Raw genomic sequence first — 25,236 nt, 5'->3', positions numbered from 1 at the left:
ACTCAAAAACACGCACGCATGTTTACTCTTGAGTCTTAGATTTGGAAGTTTTCTTAATCATAAATGTACATAGGAAACTAATAACTGTAATAATAACCGCAAATAAAAATCCAGCATGGTAACCATGAAGCATCGTATCAATTTTAATTTGACCAATCATTTCTTGTTTATTCATACCTTTATAGTCACTCATTTTAGGTGAAAAATGTTGACTCGCCTGACTCAAGATTGTAATTAAACCTGCCGTACCAATTGAACCGGAAATTTGTTGGACTGTATTCGTCATGGAAGATCCATGTGCGTTCATTTCTGGTGTTAATTGATTCATCGTATGTGTCATGACTGGCATTAATCCTAAAGCAATACCTATCATACGAATCGCATAAACGGTTGCTAACATAATTGTTGATGTATGTTCATCCATCACTACGAAATAAGAGGTTGTGATAATCACGATTAACATACCGATGATAGCTAATGGCTTGGCACCAAACTTTTCATACATAGCACCAGAAGTCATAGACATCACTGCCATGACAATCGCACCAGGTAAAAGTATAAGTCCTGAATCAAGTGCAGACTCATTTAATAGGTTTTGAACAAACATAGGTAGTACTGTTTCTGAACCAATCATGGAAATCATCGTTACTGCCATGATTAATAATCCTATAGCAAATTGTTTATTTTTAAATACTCCGAAATTAAGTAATGGCGTTTCAAGATGAGATTGTCTCCAAATAAATAATGCTACGAGTATGATACCGCCAATAATTGTTGTTATGACAATTGGATCATCCCATCCATCGTGTGAAATCGAACTTGTACCATATAATAGACCACCAAATCCAAAGACAGATAATATAATCGAAATGATATCAATAGGCACTTTCACGTTTGTGCCAACATTTTTAACGGTAAATAAAGCAATGATAAATGTGATTGCCGCAATAGGTGCAACGACATGGAATAACGATCTCCAGTTAAAATACTCCACTAAATAACCTGATAGCGTAGGTCCTATCGCAGGCGCTAAACCAATGACAAGTCCGAAGATGCCCATGTATTTACCACGTTCATGTGGTTCGAAAATATCAAGAATGGTTGTCATCATTAATGGCATCATAATTCCTGAACCTAAGGCTTGAATAATTCTTGCGAATAATAAAATTGTAAAATTAGGACTGAAACCTCCGACAATTGTTCCTATAAAGAAAATCAGAATTCCCGTTAAGAACACTTGTCTTGTTGTAAAGCGTTGAATGACTAAAGCTGACAATGGAATGACTACCCCATTCGTGAGTAGAAACGCTGTCGTTAGCCATTGTACTTGGGAATATTGGATATGAAAATCTTTCATAATACTTGGTAATGCAGTTGTTAATAGTGTCTCATTTAATAATCCAAAGAATCCACCAAGTAACATTGTAATAATCATGACTAACTTGGTTTTTAAAGACATGATTATCCCTCCTTTTTATAAATTATCAATTAGATATTTGCCTATTATACATATTTTGAGTGCATCAATCATATAATTGACTCATTTTACTACTGAAAATAACTTCAAAAATTGTTAGTGCCTTTGAGAAAGGATAACTATTTTTAGTAAATCGTAATAATTACTATTTACAAATAAACTTTTTTCTTCCATAATATAGCTAGAAAAGGAGGAAAATGATATGAAACTAGATTTACAAACTGCACGACGTAATCTTAACAGTCCAAATATCAAAACAAGAAAACGTGCTTTAAAGATTATTAAACAACATAAAAGAGCTAAATAATTTCTAAAATTTAACTATGCAAATATCATTAAAAATATTTATTTGAATGTGAATCAACTTACGATATCGTTATCATTTCCCCGAATTGGGTAAGCTATTAAACATTTTATTCTTAAATTTCCTTACTATCAGCTTATAACTTCACAATAGAAAAGCCATTAAATGATAATTTAATACTTTATCATTTAATGGCTTGCGTTATTTTTCTATATTATAAATAGTATTTATCTTTAACATCCAAATCATCTGTTAATTCATAAACAAGTGGTGCACCTGTCTTAATTTCATATCCGACGATTTCCTCATCTGATAAATCTTCTAAATATTTGATTAATGCTCTTATAGAGTTACCATGTGCAGACACAAGTACTGTTTCTCCATCTAATAGATGTTGTGAAATTCGATCAGTCCATATAGGTACCACACGTTCTAAAGTATCCTTTAAACTTTCAGAGTACGGCATCATTCTTTTATCTAAGTGATTATATCTACGATTGCGTAAGTAATCATCACGTTGTTCTTCACTTTCTGCAGGCGGTTGAACATCATAAGAACGTCTCCATTGATGCACTTGCTCTTCGCCCCATTTTTCACGAGCATCATCTTTATTCAAACCTTGTAGTGCACCATAGTGTCGTTCATTGAGACGCCAACTTTTATGAACTGGAATCCATTGTTGATCAGAACCAGCTAAAATATATTGTGTTGTTTCTAAAGCTCTTGTAAGTAATGATGTATAAGCAACATCAATTTCCAATTTATTTTCTTCTACTTTTTTTCCTGCTGTTTTCGCTTCCTCAATACCTTGTTCCGATAACTTAACGTCTGCCCATCCTGTGAACAAGTTTTTAGCGTTCCATTCACTTTGTCCATGACGACATAATATTAATTTTGGCATAAGAAAAACACCTTCCTAGTTTAAATTACTTAATTGGCCACACTTTTCTCTCACTACTTTTATTATAAAACGCAATTCCCATATTTCCCAAACAATTGTATGGCTATTTTAGTAATATCCTGACCGCTCACCAATTTTTAAAATTCATCATCCTAACTCATAAAAAAATAGACCCCACTCACATTAACAAAGAGCAAGGTCTATTGATATGTTATGATATTGAGTCATCATTTATATGATGTTCCTTATCATTAGGTTCTGGATGAACATATACTGACGAAATGCCTTTACCATGTAAATGATTTTCAACTCTATCACAAATTTGATGTGCTTCATATAAAGATAAATCAGATTGAACCACAATCGTTACATCAAGAAAAATACTACTACCATGATATCTACCTTTAATGCTATTCACATCAATAACATCTTCCACTTCCAAGATATCATTACGATACTCTTCCAAATCCTTTTCATTAAAGCCATCACTTAAAGTAAATATAGACTCTTTAAAGATTCCAAAACCTGTATAAATAATTAACAATCCTAAAAATGTCGCTAAAATAATATCGACAATCGGAAATCCAATTTGTGTAAATATTAGACCAATTGCTGTTCCGATACTAACTAAACTATCAGATAAATTATCTTTTGCGGCTGAACTTAATGAACTACTTTTTGTTCTCTTAGCAAGTCTGTGATTAACGTAAAATACACCTAACATAATTACACCACTTATAACACTAACAATAATAGTCATGATATTCGGGACATGTCTATCATGCGTGATTAATCTTGGCGCATTTTCAATAACGACTTGAATCCCTACAAACATAATAATGAACGAAACTAATAACGTTGAAATATTCTCAGATTTCAAATGACCATAAGGATGATTTTTATCAGCTGGTTTGATAGAAATTTTAAGACCTACAATAACAGCAATTGATACAAGAATGTCCGTCATATTGTTTAAAGCATCTGCTCTTACAGCAGCTGAATTATACATATATCCAACTACATACTTGGTTATCGATAAGATGATGTAAACGACTAAACTGAGGTAGGCACCACGTTGGGCTATCTTCAAATTTTCACTTTGAGACATGCGAACTTACCACCTTATTTTCCTTTAGTAATCATAGTATGAATCAATATTCGAGCTATTACAACGTTTTTTTATTTCTGTATTTTTTATGTAAACAAACTAATTAAATTTTTAGATTTACCTAATTTATTAATTTAATTTTATCAAATATGCCTCACTTTTATGGCACTTTCTTAAATCATTTTTCATATAAAAAATACCACCTAAGCCTCAATCGACTTAGATGGTATGGTTAACAGTTTAATCTCGCAACAGCCATTTAGATAAGATGAATGTAATTGGAATTGTAATTACTAATCCTACAAATGGTGCAATTTCTGAAGAAATATGAAACCATTGCACGAATATGTATAACAATAGCGTTTGCATCCCCATATTCACAACTTGCGTTAACGGAAAACTCAAAAACTTTTTTAAGGTAGGTTTGACTTTATAAACAAAATAACAATTTAAGTAATATGAAATGATGAAACTCACAATAAATCCTGTGACGTGACTGACTAAGTAATTAACATTTAATAACTTTAGAAGTAATAAATATACAATATAGTAATTTAAAGTATTGATTCCACCCACTATTACAAATTTTATAATTTCATAATGTGTTTGGGTTAATCTCATTATGTGTCTCCTTTATTTATTCTCCATCTACTCCAAAAGGTACAACTTTAAATTTTAAATCTTTAGGTAAGTCGTAATATGCCTTGAGATCATTTAAGTCCCTTTCCTGTGTAGGTGTTGTTAAATGTGTGTATCTTTCAAATGGTAAACGTTCTAGAATGATATTCTTATGACTTTTACCATTTTTAAGTTGCGTTTCAATATTTTCAATTCTATGCACACTATTATTATAAATCAAACTAAATCCTACAATTAAAATAAAGCTTAGTATACAAACTAGCGTTTTTATACAAATTGTAGCACTGTTAATACTTTCACCATATTGTTTTGCAAAACAAAGTACAAGTATCATCCATAGTACATAAATAAAGTAGAAGTTCCGAGGGCCTAAAGGCGCAACAAATAACAAAGGTAACGTTGCTAATACGATAGACACGAGACAGCTTATTGCGATGGCTCTCAGATATCTTTCATTTATCACTAATACAATGAAGTAAATCAAACTTACAAAATAAACGGTACATATTAGTAAATTTAAAACAGCGATTGAAAATGATTTCGTATACAATTCGAAATGAAATTGATTATAAATCAATACCTTATAGACAGGTAGACTAAATAAACAACTGAATAGTACTATTTTTAAAATGATATGCTTCGTTTTAAATATTATATTTTTATGTATTAAGCCCGCTACTAGTAGTGATATAACAGTTAATATTATAAATTGATCAAGAAAGATATAATTTGGTAATTGCATCAACAATGTATAGCCTGCTTTATGTATGAATCCCCCTTTATCTGAAATTAAATAATATGCCGCTTTCCCTTCAATAATTTCAAAATAAATCGGATTTAAAAACATGATAATCGCACCTATAAAACTTAGCATAAATCCTACAATTAAGTAATAACTGAGCTTTCTATGTTGAAAGAAATAAATAATTGAACCTATGAGAATCATTAAACTGTTGTATATTGTCATATTCTCTATGAATAATTGGCCGAATAAGCATGCGATTAAAAAAAGCCAAAGATGATTGATACTCGCTTCTTTCTCACCATAAAGTATATATATAATAGAATATAAAATAAAAAGCGAAACGATTGATGAAGGGATATAATTATAAAATCCTGCAAACCATCCATAAGTCTCACTATAAATTGAGCTTGGGATAATAATAGATAAAGTAAAAGTTATAATAATAAACAATAATTTTCTGTTCACATTTACTATCATGGTGCATAAATAGATGATGAAACATGACAAAAACGTATAGCTTAAACATTTGAAGATTGCGCTATGCATAGCAATAATTTCTAAAAAACTCCCTAAATATCTTCCATTATTCTGCATGAGATCGTGACTCAATGAACTCAAATGAGAATTTAAGTACCAATGCCAATCTACAAACGATAATGGCGTTAAAATAGCCATAATGAAGTAGAAAACAATAATACCTATATACCAATAAAGTTGTTCGTGTTGTTTAATTTGATTCATAACTTATCCTTTCTGTGATGTCTTGATGTTCTATGAAAAACATGATTTATTTAAATTTTATTATAGACATATAATATTATAAAATACATCCTTTTACTTAAGATAATTATGAACATTACTTTAGTTGAAGTTCATTTTTATATAAAATAGAAATAAGACATACTAATAGGAAGTGATATCATGTGTCACATTTAAAAATTGTTATTGCACCTGATTCATTTAAAGAGAGCATGACAGCGAAAGAAGTAGCACAAGCCATTCAACAAGGATTTCAAGAGGTCTGGGGTAATTATATTACATTCGATTTAATTCCTATGGCTGATGGTGGTGAGGGTACAACTGAGGCTTTAAAAGAATCTTTAAACGCGACATCATACACCGCTAAAGTCAAAGACCCGCTTCATAGAGAAATTGAAGCAATGTACGCCATAAGTGATCAACATCAAACAGCAATCATCGAAATGGCGGCTGCTTCCGGCCTTGACTTATTGAAAGAAGATGAAAGAAATCCACTTTACACATCTTCATATGGAACTGGACAACTCATTAATCATGCACTTCATCATGATGTTAAAAAAATCATCTTAGGCATTGGAGGAAGCGCAACGAATGACGGCGGCGTCGGAATGTTGCAAGCATTAGGCGTTTCCTTTAAAGATGTTGACGATAAAGATATTGCACAGGGTGGCGCAGCATTATCTTCCATTCATCGTATTGATATCTCTCAAATGAATCCATTACTACATGACGTAGAATTTAAAGTGGCTTGTGACGTAACTAACCCACTGTTAGGTGAAAATGGCGCAACCCAAGTATATGGACCTCAAAAAGGCGCAACAGAAAAGATGATACCAAAGTTGGATTCCGCACTCAGCCACTATCATGATAAAATTGAAGTAGAATTACACAAGCGTGTTAAAGATAGCCCTGGCTCAGGTGCAGCTGGCGGAATGGGAACTGCATTACTCGCTTTCTTAGATGCTAAGCTACAACCAGGAATCGAACTTGTTCTAGAGGAAACACATTTTCAAGAAAGAGTGAAAGATGCACATCTTGTCATTACAGGAGAAGGTCAACTGGATAAACAAACGATTTACGGTAAGACACCTATAGGCGTTGCGAAATCGGCCAAAGTCTTTGATATTCCAGTTATCGCAATTTGCGGTAGTCTCGGAACCAATTATCAAGCAGTGTATGAGCACGGCATTGATAGTGTCTTTAGTATTGTTGAACATCCATGCGATATTAAGACTGCTCTTGAAAATGGACCCAAATATCTTCAAAGAACTGCATCAAACATCGCACGATTAATCAAATTAAATTTATAATTAAATCTAAGACATTGAAGTTTACCATTATTAATGAGGTGACATTATGAAAAGAACAGACAAGTATAGAGATTCTTACAAATATGATAACCAATATCAAAATCATAAAAGACGAGCTGAAGAAGATGAATATCGAAACAGAGCACAATCTCAAAATCGACCAAACACTCAACGACCAAATCAACATAGAGATAACAGAGGCTTTGAAGATGAACCGGAACGTTACTACAATGGCCGTGACTATCGTCGGGAACAACAATTAGAAGAAGAAAATGAAAAATCAAGTAGAACTAAAAAATGGCTCATCGCACTTGTCGTTATATTATTAATTGTGGTAGCGATATTCGTAACACGCGCAATCATGAATCACAATGATGATAAAGTAAATAACGATCCAAACGTGTCTCAAAATTATAAAAAACAAGTTGAAAGTCAGAATGATGACATCAACAAACAAGTGGATTCTGCTAAAAGTGATATTAAAAATAATAAAAACAGTGAATCTCAAATTGATAAATTACAAAGTGAAATTGACAAATTAAAACAAAAAGAAGAAAACAATGCCGACTCTAAATTTACTCAATTTTATCAAAAACAACTAGAAAAACTTAAAAATGCTAACAACGCACAACAAAACAACGAAAACCAAAGTAAAATCAATAGTATGCTTGACGATATCAACACTAAATTTGATAGCATTAAATCAAAATTAGAAAGTATTCTTAACGGTAACAGCTCAAATTCAAATAATTAAAGCAACTCAATTCATACCCAATCGTCGAATCCATTTAAATCCTAGAAAGCAATGTAATCAACTAGCTTTCTAGGGTTTTTATTTATTTTAAATTTCAGATTAAAGTTTAATACTTACAAACATATGTAAAACGTATATAATTAATGCTATAACTTGTTCAAAGGAGATTATTTATGACAAATTCAAGTGCCAAGCACTTCTCAATGATATTAATCATTATTCTAGGAGTAATGACTGCTTTCGGCCCGCTCACAATAGATACATACACACCTTCATTGCCTAAAGTTCAGCATGATTTTGGTACATCAACCTCAGAAATACAACTTACATTATCCTTTGCAATGATTGGTCTCGCACTCGGGCAATTTTTATTCGGTCCGATTTCAGACGTTTTTGGTCGTAGACGTGTCGCAATGATTTTAATGATAGGATACTTCATCGCATCAATGATTTCTGTATTCACTATACATCTCACTTTATTTTTAATCATGAGATTCATTCAAGGATTAACAAGTGGCGGCGCGATTGTCATTGCCAAAGCTTCAGTTGGAGATAAGTATGATGGTAATGCGTTAGCTAAGTTTTTAGCATCTTTAATGGTAGTGAATGGGATTATTTCTATATTAGCGCCACTTCTAGGCGGATTGATATTATCCATTTCTAATTGGAGAATGATATTTACATTTCTAACATTCATCGCTGTCATTGTATTGGTTGGTGTTTTCTTGAAAATGCCTTCACACATACACACAGCCCAAAATCGTCTTAATTTCAAAGATATTCTACAAGATTTCATATATTTACTTAAAAAACCAGCATTTGTTATACCTATGCTATTACAAGGGTTAACTTATGTGATGCTATTTAGTTATTCATCAGCATCTCCTTTTATTACCCAAAGGATATATCATATGAGTGCTCCACAATTTAGTGTTATGTTAGCGATTAATGGTGTAGGTTTAATCGTTGTAAGTCAGCTTGTCGCACTCATAGTTGAAAAAATAAGTAGACATAAAATTTTAATTTACTTAACACTTATACAAATTGCAGGAGTGATATTACTCGTCATAACATTAACTTTCCATCTGCCCTTATATGTGTTACTTATTGCGTTCTTTATTAACATTTCACCAGTAACCTCAATTGCACCATTAGGCTTTTCAATGGCAATGGAAGAACGTACAGGTGGAAGTGGTAATGCTTCAAGTTTACTTGGATTGTTCCAATTTATCTTAGGTGGAATCATATCTCCCCTCGTCGGTTTAAACGGAGAACATGACATGACACCCTATTTAATGATTATTAGTATCACTGCAATATTACTTGTTGCACTACAAATCATATATTTCAAACTGTATTCTAAAAAGGTTTCCTAATACCAATACTTCCGCATTCAAAATATCATAGCCTCTAAAATGACTTTTAAGTAACATCATTTTAGAGGCTATGATCATATCTATTATTCAAAGTCTCTGTCATACCATATTAGAAATGATATATAGACAATTATGCTATTGTAAAACCAATCAATGAATTGGCATCCAAATTTCTGTAATATAGTTATCACTTTCTGTATTTCCTTCTCTATATAATTCGAAAAATGGTGCTTGCTTAACTTCGATATTTTCATTTGGAATCAACTCGCGATGAATGTGATTCATTGTTTGTTGAACGCTTTTAGGAACAGGTCCTTTCGCTTCTACTACTAAATATTTTCCACCTTCTAAATAAAATGTATCTAATCCATCATGTGGGTCGTCAGTGCTAGTAACACCAATCGCATAGTCCATCGTTTTATCTTGATGAGGTATACATACTCCTAAAAGTCCGTTAAGTTGTTTATCACTTTTTTCAATTAATCGTTCATCCAATTTCATTGAATGTACATCTTCCCAGAAATCTGCAATATTGCTTTGTGCGTGTCCACCACTTTTATAATGTCTGTAAACACCAATAACCCTATTTTTTTCAAGATTTTTTATATTATAGTTCATTTGATATACCACCGTTTAAAATTTTACTCAAATATCTTATAACCCCTTTTCACAATAATAACCTTATGAAAAAGAATAAACATTTTAATATACTAAATGAATCGTACGTTATATAATATTTAATACTACATAAATACTAGTACGTTGAGGAAAAAATTATGAAGAAAACGATTCTACCAGTTAAACCTATAAGTCAATTATTCCCGATACCTATGGTGATGGGTTGTGAGGGTGTTTCTGCAGCGATGTTACTCCAGTTTAATCATTATTCAATCAAAGCCACTCATATCATGAGTCAATGGCCTACCCATCCAAATAATCCATACAAAGGTTACGTGGGACATCCTTTTCTAGTTAAGTTTGGTTATCATCAAACGATATTTCCAGATGCTTTTGTCCCATTTTTACAACAATATGATCAACGTGTAGTAAATGGTACAGGCAAGAGTTTGGAACAACTTGAACAAATCATCAATCGTGGCCAACCTGTCATTATTTATCATACAAGTTTAGGCACCCGACCACTTCATCGCGTTTTTCATTTAGATGACCAACCTACACGACTCGTATCTAATATCCATGTCACTTTACTTATCGGTTATGATGACACTCACTACTATTATATCGACCCTCTATGGACTCGGATAGCAAAAGGTATCATCATGCCGTCGATTATCCCCAATAAAAAACAGATTATTAAGATTAAAAAATCGAAATTAAAACGTAGTTATGATGCACCCGGTCAAATGTGTGTGTATATCAATCCTAATTAAATGAAAGAGGTCGGGATAAAAGTGTTCAGGATTTGAGCAGAACCAAACAATGAGTAAAATTGCTTCTCAAATTTTGTCGAATTGTAAATGTGTTACTGCCGAAAATCCTACTTCTGGGACGCCGTTAATCGGTTTCCCAGAGCATAAATGATAAAGTTCCTAACCTCTTTACGTTTATATTATATTTAAAAACTAAATATCAAAATCTACTAGTGCGTGCTTCATTTCCATCTCCATATCTGGCGTTCTCCATTGTCGCTGATACCCTAAGCACGGACAAAGATAAGTTATTCCATTTTCCTTAATTTCCTTTCTAAAATGAACGTGTCCCATAATACTATATTTGATAGGATATGCTTCATAGATAGCATCAAAATCGTGAGTCCCTATAAACGCATTGAAGAAATCAAAAATACGATGTGGTGTTGGCACAACAAATTGAGGATGTGTAACAATATGCGTCATTAATATGATATTCCGATTACCCACTTGCTTGATATCCTCTTCTACTTTATTCGCTGCTATTTTAGATAGCTGTTGATCAGAGAGTGACCAATCCATTCTCACTTTATCTTGCCACGTTGCCCCGTAATGTTTACCTTTTTGGATTTTATCTTGAGTAAACCGTGTATCGGCATAGCTATAATCATACCAACCTGTATTTCCAACTATTGCCCATTCGTCATTAATAATGAAAGGTCGCCCAATTAGACATTCTTCTTTAGACTTATAGTAATCTAAAATTTCAGTTGATGTTTTATCAGAGTCATCTGACCATAAGTCGTGATTCCCAGGTATAAAGTATGTCGGAATATTAATATTATCCTTTAATTGCTTTATAAAATGATAACTCATTTGATAATCGTTAGAAATATCTCCCGCAATTAATAAGATATCTAGCTTTCTTTGTTGAATAACCTGACTCAAGACATTTAAATATTCATCTTGCTCCAATTTTGGATGACGGTCTACATGTAAATCTGAAATTGCTCCTATTTTCATCGTTTAACCCTTCTCAACTATGATTAAATTAATATTTATTATTACATATCAAGAAATCAAAGTTAATTAATCAGTATTGTATAATGACTTGCTATTTGAAGAATAAGGATTATAATTAAGTATAATTTTTAGCTTTAATGAATTTTTATAAATTAAAATGATTGCGTTCGAATATTTTGATAATTCTAAAAAATCATAAGTATTTATTATCACAAATGTTACAATAAATGTATTTACTTATATTTCTGAAAATTATTGCTTTATTCAACTCATTTCTATATTATTAAACGAAAGAAAACGCTTTTATATTTGCTTTTCTGAGGAGGAAATCTATGGCTAGACAGTTGCATAGAGAGTTGAATAACAGACACATTCAATTAATCGCAATTGGTGGCGCGATTGGTACTGGATTGTTTCTAGGTTCTGGACAAACGATTTCGTTAACTGGACCTTCACTGTTATTTACCTACATGATTATTGGGATTATTTTATTCGCATTTATGCGCGCATTGGGAGAATTGTTATTAAGTAACTCTAGGTTTAATTCATTTGTGGATATTGCAAATGAATACTTAGGGCCATTCGGAGGCTTCGTCATTGGATGGACATACTGGATTTGTTGGGTAGTATCAAGTATGTCTGATTTAACAGCTATGGGGCAATATTTTGCATATTGGTATCCTCAAGTCCCCCATTGGCTCACTGTATTATTTATTGTAGTGATTTTAATTTCATTTAACTTACTTGGTGCCAGATTGTTTGGAGAACTTGAATTTTGGTTTTCAATTATTAAAGTGGTAACGATTGTCGCGATGGTAATCGTTGGATTGGCTTTAATTTTCCTATCATTTAAGACGCACTACGGTCATGCATCATTTACAAACTTGGTTAAACACGGTGGAATGTTCCCACATGGTACATTCGGATTCTTAATGTCATTCCAAATTGCAGTATATTCATTCATTGGTATTGAGTTAATCGGTGTAACTGCAGGTGAGACGAAAGATCCTGAAAAGACAATACCTAAAGCAATTAACAACGTACCTGTCAGAATTTTACTCTTCTATATTGGTGGTTTATTAGTCATTATGTCAGTGATACCTTGGGATAATATTGATCCGGACAGTAGTCCATTCGTTAAATTATTCAGCTTAATTGGTATTCCATTTGCAGCCGGCATCGTTAACTTTGTCGTATTAACTGCTGCAGCTTCAGCAACTAACAGTGGTATTTATTCTAATAGCCGTATTTTATTCGGTTTGGCTAAACAAGGTTTAGGACCTAAAGTGTTAACTAAAACGAATAGCAATGGTGTACCTTACCTTTCAATGTTTGTTTCATCAATCACGCTATTAGTGGCTGCATTATTAAATTTCATCTTCCCAGATGCCATCAAGTTATTCATCTATGTCACAACTTTATCAACTGTTCTATTCTTAGTCGTTTGGGCGATGATTATCGTTTCATATATTGTTTATGTTAGAAAGAATCCTGAAGCACATCGAAATAGTAAATTTAAATTAATTGGTGGTCAAGGTGTTGCATTTGTCGTTTTAGCCTTTTTCTTCTTCGTGTTTATATTATTATTCTTTAGTAATGACACGCGTGCGGCAATATTTATCTCACCAATTTGGTTTATCTTCCTATTCTTCTACTATAAAAAGTACAAAACGAATGCTAAAGCTTTAGCTAAAAAACAACGCATACTCGATAAAAAGCATGCAGAAAACACATAAATTAAATTTAATAAAGAGGATTGGGGTATATCCATCCAAATATCATGGGAGTGGGGTCGCAATATAATTAAGCAAAATTATATTGCTGTCACTACTCCCTTTTTTATATCAATTATTATCATCTGTATGTATCTCTTCTTTTACGGGTAATAATCAAATAGATGATTATATTTTCTTTTAAACATTGCAATCATGCTATTTATACGATGAAATGGTAAAATATATGTTATTGATTTTATAGAGGAGAATCATATGGAACTATTAGAAGCTTTCTTAATATTTATATTTGCAGTAATCGTAAGTTCTGTTTTACATAATATGTTTCCGAAGATACCTACTGCATTTATTCAAATCGGTTTAGGTGTGATTATCTTCATCCTACCTATCCCAATGCACTTCGAATTTGATTCCGAAGTATTTATGATGGCCGTCATTGCACCTCTCCTCTTCGTTGAGGGGACACACGTTTCGCGATCTAAATTACTCGAATATCGCAAACCAATTATATTGATGGCAATGGCATTAGTTTTTACAACTGTCATCGGCGTTGGATATTTTATACATTGGATATGGCCTGAGCTACCTATGCCAGCCGCTTTTGCGATTGCAGCCATCCTATGTCCAACTGATGCTGTAGCTGTTTCTGCGATTACACAAGGAAAGGTTTTACCTAAAGGATCAATGTCGATTCTTGAAGGTGAATCTTTACTGAATGATGCAGCAGGTATCATTTCCTTTAAAATTGCGGTCACTGCACTTGTGACAGGTGTATTTTCTGCAATGAATGCCATTGAACAATTTATTATTTCTACTATTATTGGAATCTTAGTTGGTGCAATCTTTGGCATTATTGTTGTCAGAGTCCGTATCTACCTTACAGCGAATAAAGGGCTTAAAGACAATAATACTTTGACATTTATCCAACTACTTACACCATTTGCTGTTTACTTTTTGGCCGAAGAACTTCATGCATCAGGCATTATCGCTGTCGTTGTAGCAGGTTTAATTCATGGTTTAGAACGAGACCGATTAATCCGTGCACAAACAGAATTGCAAATGAACTTTACGCAGATATGGAATACGCTAAGTTACGCATTAAATGGATTTGTATTTGTGGTGCTCGGCTTTATGGTACCCGAAGTCGTGATGGAAATTGTTAAAGAAGAACCTGAGAATATTAAATTCCTAATTACGATTACTTTGTTAATCGCACTTGCAATCTATGTATTTCGCTTTATATGGGTCTTCTTATGGTATAAAGATTTTTATTTCCCGAAAAATATTCAATATTATATGAATGAGTCGGATGATGAAGAAACACCTCCAAAGCGATCACATTATGCATTCATTATGACAATGTGTGGAATACACGGTACAATTTCACTCTCAATGGCATTAACCTTACCGTATATGATTAATCATGGACATCAATTTGAATATCGCAATGATTTATTATTTATTGCATCGCTAATGGTCTTAATTAGTTTAATTTTAGCTCAAGTCATCTTACCTCTGATTACACCTTCTGAGGAGGAACCTCAATTCAAAGGTATGAGTTATCAATCGGCTAAGATTTTCATCGTTCAGCATGTGATAGATCATTTTAAAAAGGAATCTAAAGAACAGCCAACAGTAGATTATAGACAAGTGATGAACCAATACTTCCAAGAATTAGGATTTCTGTTAAATATAGAGCCAGATAATAAGAATACGAAGGAACTTCGGAGATTAGAAGATATTGCTGAAGATGTTGAAACAGAGACATTGGAACGACTTATCAATAGTGGCAAAATCGATGCAACAAATTTACGTGATTATCGTAGCGTCATGGATGCAACGCAAGCGTATAATGAAAAAACTTTCGTTGAAAAATTCACACGTTTCTTCAGAATGATTTACTTACGTTTCAAAGCTAGAAAAAATCGTAGAAAAGAAGAACGCTTAGTTCATAAACAAGCGCATGCAAAATTAAAAGAAGCACATCAATCGTCTAGTGAAAACAAAGAAAAAATTAGAGAACAACGCGAAGCTTATAAAAATTCTCGAAAAGAATTGAAAGAACAACGTGAAATTAGAAAGCAACAATTTTACGGAAGTTATAAACAAGTTCAAAAGATATTAAGAATTGTTAATCATCATATTGTTTTAAGAATGAAGGAAGAACAAAATAGTTCAAATGTATTAGAAGTGAGTTTAGTCATTAATCAATACTATTCACTATCCAGAATGTTACGTAGCCGTTCCCGTCATCTCACGAAGACATCTAAAGAAAGCGGTCAAAACACAAATGAACTCGTTCCTGAAATTCAAAGAGAGTTGAAATTAGAAGGTTTATATACACAAAGAAGTGTATTAGATGAATTAATTAAGCGTAATAAAATTACAAATGAAGTCGCAACGCAAATACGTGAAAACATCAACTATAATGAAATTGTCCTATCACATGAATCAGATGAATAGAACTTAATAAATCATTGAATACCTCAATATAAAAGGCTCAGAAAGATGATTAACACATTCTTTCTGAGCCTTTCTCTATTTTAAATGGTGCAAATTTTATTTTTTAAGTTTAAATGGAATTGTACATAAAATAATGTTCTTTTGATAGATGAGGTGCATTTTCAATCTAAAACTTGTTTGGTTATGCAATAAATTATGCCACGGTTTCTTAGGAATAAATTCAGGCACAACCACTGTAATTAAATAATTTTGATCATTTGCTTTCTTACGAATTTTGTCGATAAATCTTGAAATAGGACGAATGATACTTCGATATTCTGAATGTAGGATGACTAATCTTACATCTGGGAAGTGTCGTTTCCATTTCTCCATCAACGCTTTATCATCTTCATCACCAAAAGTTACATGTACTGCAATCACATCATTGTTAGCCAACATTTGTGCATAATAAATCGATTTATCAACCGCAGTCGTAATACTAGGTATTGGCACAATAGCCAAATTACGATCCACTACAGGAATATCATGTACATCAATATCTGAACGCAATTCTTGAGCTATATTTTTATAATGCGTATTAATTCTGATAAATACGGACACAACAAATGGTAAGAACAGTAATATTGGCCATACTTGAGTGAATTTAGTAATTAATAAAATCATAAACACGATAAACGTTATTGTTCCGCCTACTAAGTTAAATGATAATTTAATCCCCCAACCTTTAGGTCGTTCTTTTGTCCATTTTAAAACCATTCCAAACTGAGCGAGTGTAAATGGGATAAACACACCAACGGCATATAAAGGAATTAAATTTTCTGTCATTCCATTAAATACAATAATCAAAATAATTGCCAATACACCTAATACAATAATCGAGTTAGAATAACCTAAACGATCTCCACGAACTATAAACATACGTGGCATGTATTTATCTTTAGACATTGATGCAGCCAACATCGGAAAAGCAGTAAATCCTGTATTAGCAGCTAGTACTAATATCATTACTGTCGTTGCTTGGACGAAATAGAAAGCAACATTATTACCAAATATTTTTGATGCTAATTGAGATAATACTGTTGTTTCAGTTTGTGGCATAATGCCATAAACGTAAGATAACCCCACTATTCCTACAAGTAAGACAGCAAGGATTGAACCCATTGCGATAAGTGTTTTAACTGCATTTTTAGGTGCAGGATCTTTGAAGTTAGTCACGGCATTAGAAATCGCTTCTACACCAGTTAAAGATGATGCCCCAGAAGAGAATGCCTTCAACAGCAAGAATAAAGTCACTCCTGGTACTGCAGTCCCCACAGTCGAATGCATATGTGGTTGAATGTCTCCAGTTGCAACTCTGTATGTTCCTACAATAATTAATACAATTAAACCTATGATAAATAAATAAACTGGATAGGATAACACTGTTGCCGATTCAGTTAATCCTCTCAAGTTCATGATTAATATGAATAAAACTAATAAACAAGCAATTAATACTTTAAAATGATATAAATTCGGAAATGCAGCTACAAATGCATCTGCACCCGATGAAATACTTACGGCAACTGTCAAAATATAGTCGACTAATAGCGAACCACCTGCGAGCAATCCCCATTTCTCGCCGAGATTCGTCTTAGATACCATATACGCGCCTCCACCTTTAGGATAGGCGTATATCACTTGTCGATATGACATGATTAAAGCTGCAAGTAAAATAAGTACCGCACCAGCAATTGGCAAAGTATACCATGAAGCACCGGCTCCAACTACTGATAGAGTAATTAAAATCTGCTCTGGCCCATATGCCACAGAAGATAATGCGTCAGAAGATAAGATTGCTAAACCTTTGAATTTAGTTATTTTCTCATCCTTCAAATCTCTATTTTTCTTTGGTCTACCGATCAAAAGTCTTTTAAATTGATTGAACATGACTCCTACCTCTTTAACTCTTTATCAATGGCTAAACTATACTCCCATCTTTAGAAAATGTATAGGATTTCATGATATCTTTTATTATATAGTTTACTCAATTAGTGTTATAATACACTTATTTTTAGTTGTAAATTACCAATTATTTTAACTACAAAAAGATTGTCAACAACGTGATGAGTCTTCTTATGAAGTAATCTTTACGAAAACTGTTATAATAAACACACTTATTACATCTAGGTTGCGTACAATCAAAAATACAATACATAATTGATAGAGGATGGCATAATGAAAACAAAACCTTTTATTATCACTGCTTTCGTAATGATGGTGCTTTTAATGAGCGGTATATTAACAAAACACTATACAGCACATAGTAAAACCGAAACGATGTTAACACATCATTCGCTAAAGCAAATCGATAGCATTGTTCATTCAGCAATGCGAAATGGGAAAATACCAGGAGTTTCTGTATTAATCATTAAAGATAATAAAATCTTCTTAAATAAAGGTTATGGTTATGCTAATGTAAGTCAGAAAACAAAAGTAACACCCCGTACTCGATTTGAAATTGCTTCAAATACAAAGGCATTTACTGGATACAGTGTGCTACAACTTGCTAAGGAAGGTAAACTGAGTTTAAACGATAAAGTATCAAAATATGTACCTGGTTTTTATATGAATTATGATGATGAAAAAAAGGACATTACAATAAAGCAACTACTCGGTCATACTAGTGGTATACCTAGCGATATCACTGAAGAAGATCATTATTCTGAAGACTATAATAGTATTAAAAATATAGTAGACTATGCGAAAGGTAAAGAACTGAATGAAACGCCTGGAGATGCCTTTGAATATTCTAATATGAACTACGATATTTTGGGTCTCATTGTTCAGAACGTTTCACACCAATCATACCAATCTTATATTAAGGAACATATATTATCACCTTTAAACATGAAAGATACGACGTTTAAAACTACAAGTAAAAAAGGTAAAAATGAGGCTTCCGGTTATGAATTAATCAGTGGTGACACTGAAAAAACCACACCAGAATTCAATATTGGGGATACACCTTCAGCATTTATGATGTCTAGCACAAAAGATTTGGAAAATTGGATTAAAATGCAATTGGATCCTTCCGACAAAACACAATCAATTGTTGAACAATCCCATCAGTCTATTTATAAATCTGAGGGTGTAGCAGATGCAAATGGTTATGGTGCAGGTTGGTTTATTAATTCGAATGACCATACTATTTATCACACAGGTACTTTAGACAATTTCTCATCTGAAATTTTATTAAATCCGAAAAAATCATATGGCATTGTCGTATTAGCGAATATGAATTCTTCACAAGTTACAAATTTAACTGACAATTTAAATTCGCAAATTTTAAATAATGAGCATTATACAACTATTGAGCAAAAAATTGATCAATCAACAAATTTTAATCACACAATTACAATTCTTTCATGTATTGGCACATTTATATTTCTGATACTGAGTCTAAGTCGCTTAAATAAATTGAAACTTAAACGAATCGTATATGATAAAAGAAAAATTGCGTTTATCAGTTTTTTACTCCTACTGACACTCTTTGTTTTATTTAGTATCGCCATTTACTTGCTTCCATTATTTATTTTAGGTAATGCTAGCTGGACATTCGTATTATCATGGTTACCGATTCATGCTAAGTGGCTCATCGCTAGTTTTTATATTTTCATGCTCATGATTATGATATGGCTTTCTGTTGTTATTTTGACACGTCAGCCAAAAACATAGATTGCATTTTATTGCATCTAAGCAAAGATTTTTAACATTTAGGAACGATTGCACATTCAAAAGTACGTATTTTGTTACTTTTAGGATGTGCAATTTTTTGCTTTTTTAATACTTTGTATGTAATTTTTTGATAAAATTTAGTTATCCAAATAGAGATAGAAAGAAGAAGGAAGATGACGATGCATAAACGACTCACTCTAGTATTGTTAAGTTTGATTATATTTTTAACTGGTTGTGATTATTCTAAAAAAGAAAATCAGACCGGCATTTTCTACAATACATTTGTTAAACCTATGGATGGCTTACTTCATTTTTTAGGGAGACTCTTTCATGATAATTACGGTTTAGCCATTATTGTGATTGTACTCATCGTTCGATTTATCTTACTTCCTTTAATGCTGATTCAAGTGAAAAATATGCATATGATGCGCGAAAAAACAAAAGTAGTAAAACCTGAATTAGATGCAATTAGAGAGAAAATTAAAAATGCTGATTCACAAGAAGAACGTAACGCTGCAAACCAATTACTAATGAAGAAATATAAATCATATGGTATTAATCCATTTAAAAATATGATTGGATGCTTGCCTGTCATAATTCAAATCCCTATTCTTATGGGACTATATATGAGCTTAAAATACCCTACTAGTGATGGTATTACTAAATATCCTCATTTCTTATGGTTTAATTTAACAGAACCTAACTTAATTATGACTATTATCGCAGCGAGTATGTATTTTATTCAGCCGTTAGTCAATTCAATACATTATCCTAAAGATCAACGAACAACGTATTATGTCATCATGGTTGTGTCACCCATATTTATTACATATGCTTCATTGACTTCAGCTTCAGCTCTAGGATTATACTGGAGTATAAGTGCTGGTTTCTTGATTATACAAATGCATTTTGCCCACTCTTATTATGGTAAACGGGCACGTCAAGAAGCTGCCAATCTTAAAAAGCATTTAAATCAGAATCAAGAAAAGGAAATAGAATAAATAAAAAATTAAAAAAGCACGATTTAAAGTGAAACGTAAACGCAATCAATGATTGCAATGTCTTACTTTAAATCGTGCCTTTATTTTATTCTATAGGGTCCATACCATCTTTCCAACTTGGATAGATTAAAGTACCACCTTGTGCTTTAAATTTATCATTTGCTACGCCTCTTTCAAATGGTTGCGCAGGTTGAATATTGATTTTTGGATCAACTTGCAATTGATTTTTATACCATTCTGCAAAATCAGATCCTTTAACTGGCTCATCATCAGCAACATTATAAATATCACTATCAAAATGAATCGCTTGAATTGATGTTTCTACAGCATCATCAAGATGAACGAATGATGTTACACCATCACTTAAAGTAACATCTCCATCAATAAATTGATTATAAATCATACCATCTTTACCGTACCAAGTTCCAGGCCCATATAACCAACCGAAACGTAGTACCACATATTCATCAATACGTGCAGTTTCTTTTTCAAGACCCTCAACACCGTCTACAGTAATCTTTCTGTCACCTGTTGAATTATAATCTAAAGGCGTCTCCTCAGTCGCTAAACCTTCCCCAGGTTCATACGTAAATGCAATACTTTGAGCTATGACTTTTCTCACATTATGTTTAAGTGCGGCATCCATAAGATTTTTAGAGCCTTCAATTCTCACTTTAGTATTAGCACTCATATCTACATTTTTTAAATCAGTAATTTGATTAATGATGATTTCAGGCTTGAATGCTTCAATCGCTGCATCAATCGTTTCAGCCTTTAAGATGTCTCCTACATAGGGTTGAACTCCAGCACTTTCTAATTTTTGTTTGCCGTGTTCAGATGTTGTGAAACCAGCAACTTCATGTCCTTCCTCTTTGAGACGTTTTGTTAATCTTGTTCCAATTAATCCAGTTGCACCTGTTACGAATATTTTACTCAATTTATTCACCTTCTCTTTCTATTTTTCTGAAAATGAATTCCCAAATCTACTCTACTTTTGAGCAGATCTGACATAATCAATGGCATTCATCCAAACGATATGTCCTAATAATTCTGAAATACGTTCTTCTTTCGGTAATTCCTCAACTTTTGGAGTTAATCCCATTTGCGGTAAAAGATATTCATGGAAAAAGGTATTAACAGCAATTCCAAATAAACCACCTCTTAATGCAGTTACTTTGGAACACTTTTCAGCTAAGACGGCATACGCAAACGCATGCACAATTGAGAAACCATAATGAATACCCATGACCGTCAGAGGAATTTCATTCTGATTGTAAGTATACGAGGCATTTTTAATTTTTTCAGGTAATCCGACTTGATTTAATAATGTCAAAGGCGGTGGTTCTTCTTCACGTTCAGGTGTTCTCGGGGGCATAAGCGCTTCCCAGCCCATTTTCACAGCTCCACCAATAAAACCACCGACAATTCCTGTAACTATGATACGTCGACATGTACTGGACATGATTTCATCTCCTTTTTATCTTACGTGTATTTGTTTACCCTTTTGTAAAATACTAAAGCATGAGATAGCGTTTAAATTAATAAAAAAGAAACAGCATACGTTCAACCTTATATCTGAAATCATTAATTAGGCTATAACTTGTAAGCTGTTTCTTTAATTTTATTGCGCATTCAATTGATTTTCCTTTGAATGAATAAGATTTGTTACAAATGCATTAACTGGCGCTGGTATATTATTTTCCTTACCTAATTGAGCCACAGCACCATTAATATAATCAATTTCTGTTTTACGGTGATCTTTAATTAAATCTTGATACATAGATGGATAATGTGGTCCTACCTTCTCATTTAAATTAATCAGATACTCAAATACTTCATCTACATTAAGATAAACATTATCTGTTGTAGCCACATGAACAATTTCTTGTGTCAGTTGATAAATTAAATTTTTAGCATAACTACTATCATTTAATGTTGCTAAATTACATTCCAAGATACTACATAACGCGTTGGCTGTTCCATTGACGCAAATCTTTTTCCATATGGATTGATGCAAATTATCACTCTCAACACCATTTAATTCAGCTTTATTTAAAATATCCACCACAACTTTAACATTATCTTTTCCTTCAGGAACGAGACTTCCTATTTCAACAGGGCCACTTCCCATGAGGTGCGTATGTCCTGGTTTGTCTATTCCTGCTGTCCATGTTGTTACGCCACGTACAATTCTATATTCTTCAACATAATTTCGAATAAGACGTTCATGCTTTAAACCATTCATTGTACACACAATAATTGTTTGATTGTGTATATGAGGTTGTATGTCTTCCAAAACATGCTTGAGTTGCATTGATTTAGGAAATAGGAAGACAATATCGTAGACTTCAGTTTGTGGAATTTGAGAGAAACGATACATAGGAATATTAAAATGATACATTGAACCGTTGATATCGATGTGTAACCCTTCTTGTTGAATTGACGTGACTTGTGGTTCCCATCCATCAATAAGTGACACATCATAACCATGTTGGAATAATTTAGCTCCGAATCCACTACCGAGTGCGCCTGAACCAGCAATTGCTATTTTCATGCAAGCCATCCCCCTTTAATTGAGTGATTTTGTTTTTAAAGTACAACTTTTGTTACTGCGCGTCAATGCATCATAAGTATTTTTTTCTAAATTTTCTGTTAATTTTATCTAAAAATAAGACTAGGAGATTCAATATAGTTTCACAGTTCCTAAAAGGCTCATGCTATTCAGCAGGCAACTTGCCTTCAATGCTTTGTTTACCTTTTAGAAACAAAACTATTTTTCCTAGTCTTAAATCACTTATAAATTTGATTGTTTTTTCGGTACTAAAATTAAAATCGATACTAGAGCAATGAATGCAACAATGGCATTGAAAATAACGCCGGTAAAACCGCCTAATGATAAGTTTAATTGAGAAGCAAGCACACTATAAACTGTACTTGAAATTGCGACACCAAAGGCATTACCTAAAGAGGAAGCCATTTTATATACACCTGAAGCAACACCAACTTTATCGTCTGGTGCTTGAGCTACTGCAGTATCTGTTGATGGCGTGGCATAAATTCCTAAACCTGCACCAAATAGTAAATATCCTACAACGCTTGCTGTGATATACCAGAAATCCGGGAGAAATGTTAACGATAGTAAAATTAACCCTAACACCGTTAGACCGCTTCCCATGAGTAACGGGCGCTTAGGTCCTAACTCTTGCAAAATTTTCTCGCCCACACGAATCATAATTAAGACGGCGATTAAATATGTAAGTGAAATATAACCCGTTTGTTGAGAATTAAAATCTAATTCTTGTTGGTAGTAAGTATTAACTACTATTAAAGCACCGCCAGCTACACCATTTAACATAAAGTTAGAAATCGTCGCGCCGGTATAGCCTTTATTTTTAAATATCTCGAAATCAACAAGTGGATGTTTAACTCTATTTTCATATATCACAAAGGCAATTAAAGAAATGATAAACACTGCGATTAAACCCAAGATGATTGGAGAAAATAGACCATAATTCGATGTTTGCGTAATAATAACATTAATACTTAACATACAAACGACAAGAATGACTAAGCCTATGACATCAAACTTCTTAGACTTGGATGGTTGGTTTCCAATAGGTTCTGCTTTCGTTTCAGGTGTGTGTTTAATTAAAAACATAGCAAGTATAGTCAATACAATTGAAACGATAAAGATAGAACGCCAACCTAAATTGGTAGCCATCATACCACCAAATAAAGTACAAACGCCACTACCGCCCCATGATCCAATTGACCAATAACTTAAAGCACGTTGTCTAGCTGTACCAATATAATATTCATTGATAATTGCTAAGGTTGCCGGCATAATACAAGCTGCTGACAAACCTTGAACGGCGCGACCAATGATTAATAGACTTGGTAAAGGCGTGATGATAATAAGAACTGAACCAATGATATTTAAGGCCAAACCAATATATGTGAGTTTGACACGCCCAAATTTATCCGCAAAGTCTCCGGCCCCAACAATAAATAAACCTGAAAATAGCGCTGATAAACTTACGGCGATATTTATCGTACCAATATCACTGTTATAAGATGATTGCAACGGCACAACCAAATTAACCAACGACTGTGCAAATAACCAAAATGTGATAACCCCTAATATGATACCTAATAATAGGCGGTTATCTCCCCTAAATGCTCTTGAATTATCCATCAATCACTTTTCCTCCTATTGAATTAGAAACCCTATTCATGAAAGACTAACTCATCTTAATATAATTTCCCGAAACAACTTTCTAAAAGTTTCCCCTGCTTTTTTAGAAATAATACATTAAGAAACTTTATCACACATCAATTCTCTTTTTAAATCATATAATACTTAATAATAATTAGCTTAAATAATGATGTGTCACGTGAGTTATCTTAATTTGTACATTAATTTCTTATAATTTTTAGAAAATTTGTAAATATAGAAACATATTCTACACTATCTACTTTGATTTTTCCATACTCTACTGAATACGTATGCCGACATATTTAATCATCCATGCCAGTCTTTATAAGAATGTAAGTGCTTT

At 32.8% G+C, this 25,236-nt stretch carries 21 protein-coding genes; 9 read left to right on the top strand and 12 right to left on the bottom strand.

Annotation, left to right across the window (positions count from 1 at the left end):
• Window positions 1–22: 22 nt before the first annotated feature.
• Entirely contained in the window at window positions 23–1,459 is a 1,437-nt protein-coding gene (locus tag CD155_RS00105) for an MDR family MFS transporter (protein WP_070830228.1), read from the bottom strand.
• Between the two features lie 220 nt (window positions 1,460–1,679).
• On the opposite strand from CD155_RS00105, the gene CD155_RS00100 reads away from it, so the two are divergent.
• Window positions 1,680–1,784, top strand: a complete 105-nt coding sequence (locus tag CD155_RS00100) for a putative metal homeostasis protein (RefSeq protein ID WP_000762708.1) — start codon at window positions 1,680–1,682, stop codon at window positions 1,782–1,784.
• Between the two features lie 211 nt (window positions 1,785–1,995).
• On the opposite strand, the gene CD155_RS00095 is transcribed toward CD155_RS00100, so the two are convergent.
• From CD155_RS00095 to CD155_RS00080, 4 genes are all read right to left on the bottom strand, one after another.
• Window positions 1,996–2,682, bottom strand: a complete 687-nt coding sequence (locus tag CD155_RS00095) for a 2,3-diphosphoglycerate-dependent phosphoglycerate mutase (RefSeq protein ID WP_070871789.1) — start codon at window positions 2,680–2,682, stop codon at window positions 1,996–1,998.
• Window positions 2,683–2,893: 211 nt separating this feature from the next.
• Window positions 2,894–3,790, bottom strand: a complete 897-nt coding sequence (locus CD155_RS00090; RefSeq protein ID WP_103212202.1) for a cation diffusion facilitator family transporter — start codon at window positions 3,788–3,790, stop codon at window positions 2,894–2,896.
• Between the two features lie 240 nt (window positions 3,791–4,030).
• On the bottom strand, window positions 4,031–4,411 hold the full coding sequence (locus CD155_RS00085) for a GtrA family protein (protein WP_103212201.1): 381 nt from the start codon (window positions 4,409–4,411) through the stop codon (window positions 4,031–4,033).
• Between the two features lie 16 nt (window positions 4,412–4,427).
• On the bottom strand, window positions 4,428–5,915 hold the full coding sequence (locus CD155_RS00080) for a DUF6056 family protein (protein WP_103212200.1): 1,488 nt from the start codon (window positions 5,913–5,915) through the stop codon (window positions 4,428–4,430).
• Between the two features lie 182 nt (window positions 5,916–6,097).
• Here CD155_RS00080 and CD155_RS00075 point away from each other — a divergent pair, with 182 nt between their 5' ends.
• The 3 genes from CD155_RS00075 to tcaB all read left to right on the top strand — a co-directional run bounded on the left by CD155_RS00075 (window position 6,098) and on the right by tcaB (window position 9,373).
• The gene (locus CD155_RS00075) at window positions 6,098–7,243 is read left to right on the top strand and encodes a glycerate kinase (RefSeq protein ID WP_103212199.1); all 1,146 of its coding nucleotides are present in this window, start codon (window positions 6,098–6,100) and stop codon (window positions 7,241–7,243) included.
• 46 nt (window positions 7,244–7,289) lie between these two features.
• Window positions 7,290–7,997 (top strand): hypothetical protein, encoded by a 708-nt coding sequence (locus CD155_RS00070; protein WP_103212198.1) that lies wholly within the window; start codon window positions 7,290–7,292, stop codon window positions 7,995–7,997.
• A gap of 173 nt (window positions 7,998–8,170) precedes the next feature.
• The gene (gene tcaB, locus CD155_RS00065) at window positions 8,171–9,373 is read left to right on the top strand and encodes a putative multidrug effflux MFS transporter TcaB (RefSeq protein ID WP_103212197.1); all 1,203 of its coding nucleotides are present in this window, start codon (window positions 8,171–8,173) and stop codon (window positions 9,371–9,373) included.
• A gap of 150 nt (window positions 9,374–9,523) precedes the next feature.
• Here the strand turns inward: tcaB and CD155_RS00060 are convergent, their stop codons facing one another.
• Window positions 9,524–9,991, bottom strand: a complete 468-nt coding sequence (locus tag CD155_RS00060) for a GyrI-like domain-containing protein (protein ID WP_103212196.1) — start codon at window positions 9,989–9,991, stop codon at window positions 9,524–9,526.
• Window positions 9,992–10,149: 158 nt separating this feature from the next.
• Here CD155_RS00060 and CD155_RS00055 point away from each other — a divergent pair, with 158 nt between their 5' ends.
• Complete coding sequence (locus tag CD155_RS00055) at window positions 10,150–10,764, top strand: C39 family peptidase (RefSeq protein ID WP_103212195.1); 615 nt, start codon at window positions 10,150–10,152, stop codon at window positions 10,762–10,764.
• Between the two features lie 192 nt (window positions 10,765–10,956).
• Here CD155_RS00055 and CD155_RS00050 read toward each other — a convergent pair whose 3' ends face one another.
• Window positions 10,957–11,766 carry a metallophosphoesterase gene (locus CD155_RS00050; protein ID WP_103212194.1) on the bottom strand — a complete coding sequence of 270 codons (810 nt, stop codon included), beginning with the start codon at window positions 11,764–11,766 and terminating at the stop codon, window positions 10,957–10,959.
• Between the two features lie 332 nt (window positions 11,767–12,098).
• Here CD155_RS00050 and CD155_RS00045 point away from each other — a divergent pair, with 332 nt between their 5' ends.
• Entirely contained in the window at window positions 12,099–13,502 is a 1,404-nt protein-coding gene (locus tag CD155_RS00045; protein WP_103212193.1) for an amino acid permease, read from the top strand.
• Between the two features lie 252 nt (window positions 13,503–13,754).
• Window positions 13,755–15,962 (top strand): cation:proton antiporter, encoded by a 2,208-nt coding sequence (locus CD155_RS00040; protein WP_103212192.1) that lies wholly within the window; start codon window positions 13,755–13,757, stop codon window positions 15,960–15,962.
• Between the two features lie 96 nt (window positions 15,963–16,058).
• Here the strand turns inward: CD155_RS00040 and kimA are convergent, their stop codons facing one another.
• Window positions 16,059–17,888: a potassium transporter KimA gene (kimA, locus tag CD155_RS00035; protein WP_103212191.1), complete on the bottom strand. Its 1,830-nt coding sequence runs from the start codon at window positions 17,886–17,888 to the stop codon at window positions 16,059–16,061.
• Between the two features lie 288 nt (window positions 17,889–18,176).
• Between kimA and CD155_RS00030 the strand changes: the two genes are divergently transcribed.
• Window positions 18,177–19,676 carry a serine hydrolase domain-containing protein gene (locus CD155_RS00030; protein WP_103212190.1) on the top strand — a complete coding sequence of 500 codons (1,500 nt, stop codon included), beginning with the start codon at window positions 18,177–18,179 and terminating at the stop codon, window positions 19,674–19,676.
• 179 nt (window positions 19,677–19,855) lie between these two features.
• Window positions 19,856–20,677: a membrane protein insertase YidC gene (gene yidC / locus CD155_RS00025; protein WP_103212189.1), complete on the top strand. Its 822-nt coding sequence runs from the start codon at window positions 19,856–19,858 to the stop codon at window positions 20,675–20,677.
• 85 nt (window positions 20,678–20,762) lie between these two features.
• Here the strand turns inward: yidC and CD155_RS00020 are convergent, their stop codons facing one another.
• The 4 genes from CD155_RS00020 to CD155_RS00005 form a co-directional block, all read right to left on the bottom strand.
• Window positions 20,763–21,614 (bottom strand): NAD-dependent epimerase/dehydratase family protein, encoded by an 852-nt coding sequence (locus CD155_RS00020; protein ID WP_103212188.1) that lies wholly within the window; start codon window positions 21,612–21,614, stop codon window positions 20,763–20,765.
• A gap of 51 nt (window positions 21,615–21,665) precedes the next feature.
• Window positions 21,666–22,139 (bottom strand): DUF1440 domain-containing protein, encoded by a 474-nt coding sequence (locus CD155_RS00015; RefSeq protein ID WP_002444163.1) that lies wholly within the window; start codon window positions 22,137–22,139, stop codon window positions 21,666–21,668.
• Between the two features lie 159 nt (window positions 22,140–22,298).
• Window positions 22,299–23,231 carry a 2-dehydropantoate 2-reductase gene (locus tag CD155_RS00010; RefSeq protein WP_103212187.1) on the bottom strand — a complete coding sequence of 311 codons (933 nt, stop codon included), beginning with the start codon at window positions 23,229–23,231 and terminating at the stop codon, window positions 22,299–22,301.
• 240 nt (window positions 23,232–23,471) lie between these two features.
• Window positions 23,472–24,872, bottom strand: a complete 1,401-nt coding sequence (locus CD155_RS00005) for an MFS transporter (protein ID WP_002444167.1) — start codon at window positions 24,870–24,872, stop codon at window positions 23,472–23,474.
• Window positions 24,873–25,236: the final 364 nt, after the last annotated feature.

The sequence above is a fragment of the Staphylococcus caprae genome (genome assembly GCF_002902725.1).
Taxonomy (GTDB): Bacteria; Bacillota; Bacilli; order Staphylococcales; family Staphylococcaceae; genus Staphylococcus; species Staphylococcus caprae.
This window is presented reverse-complemented; position numbering and strand designations above follow the sequence as displayed.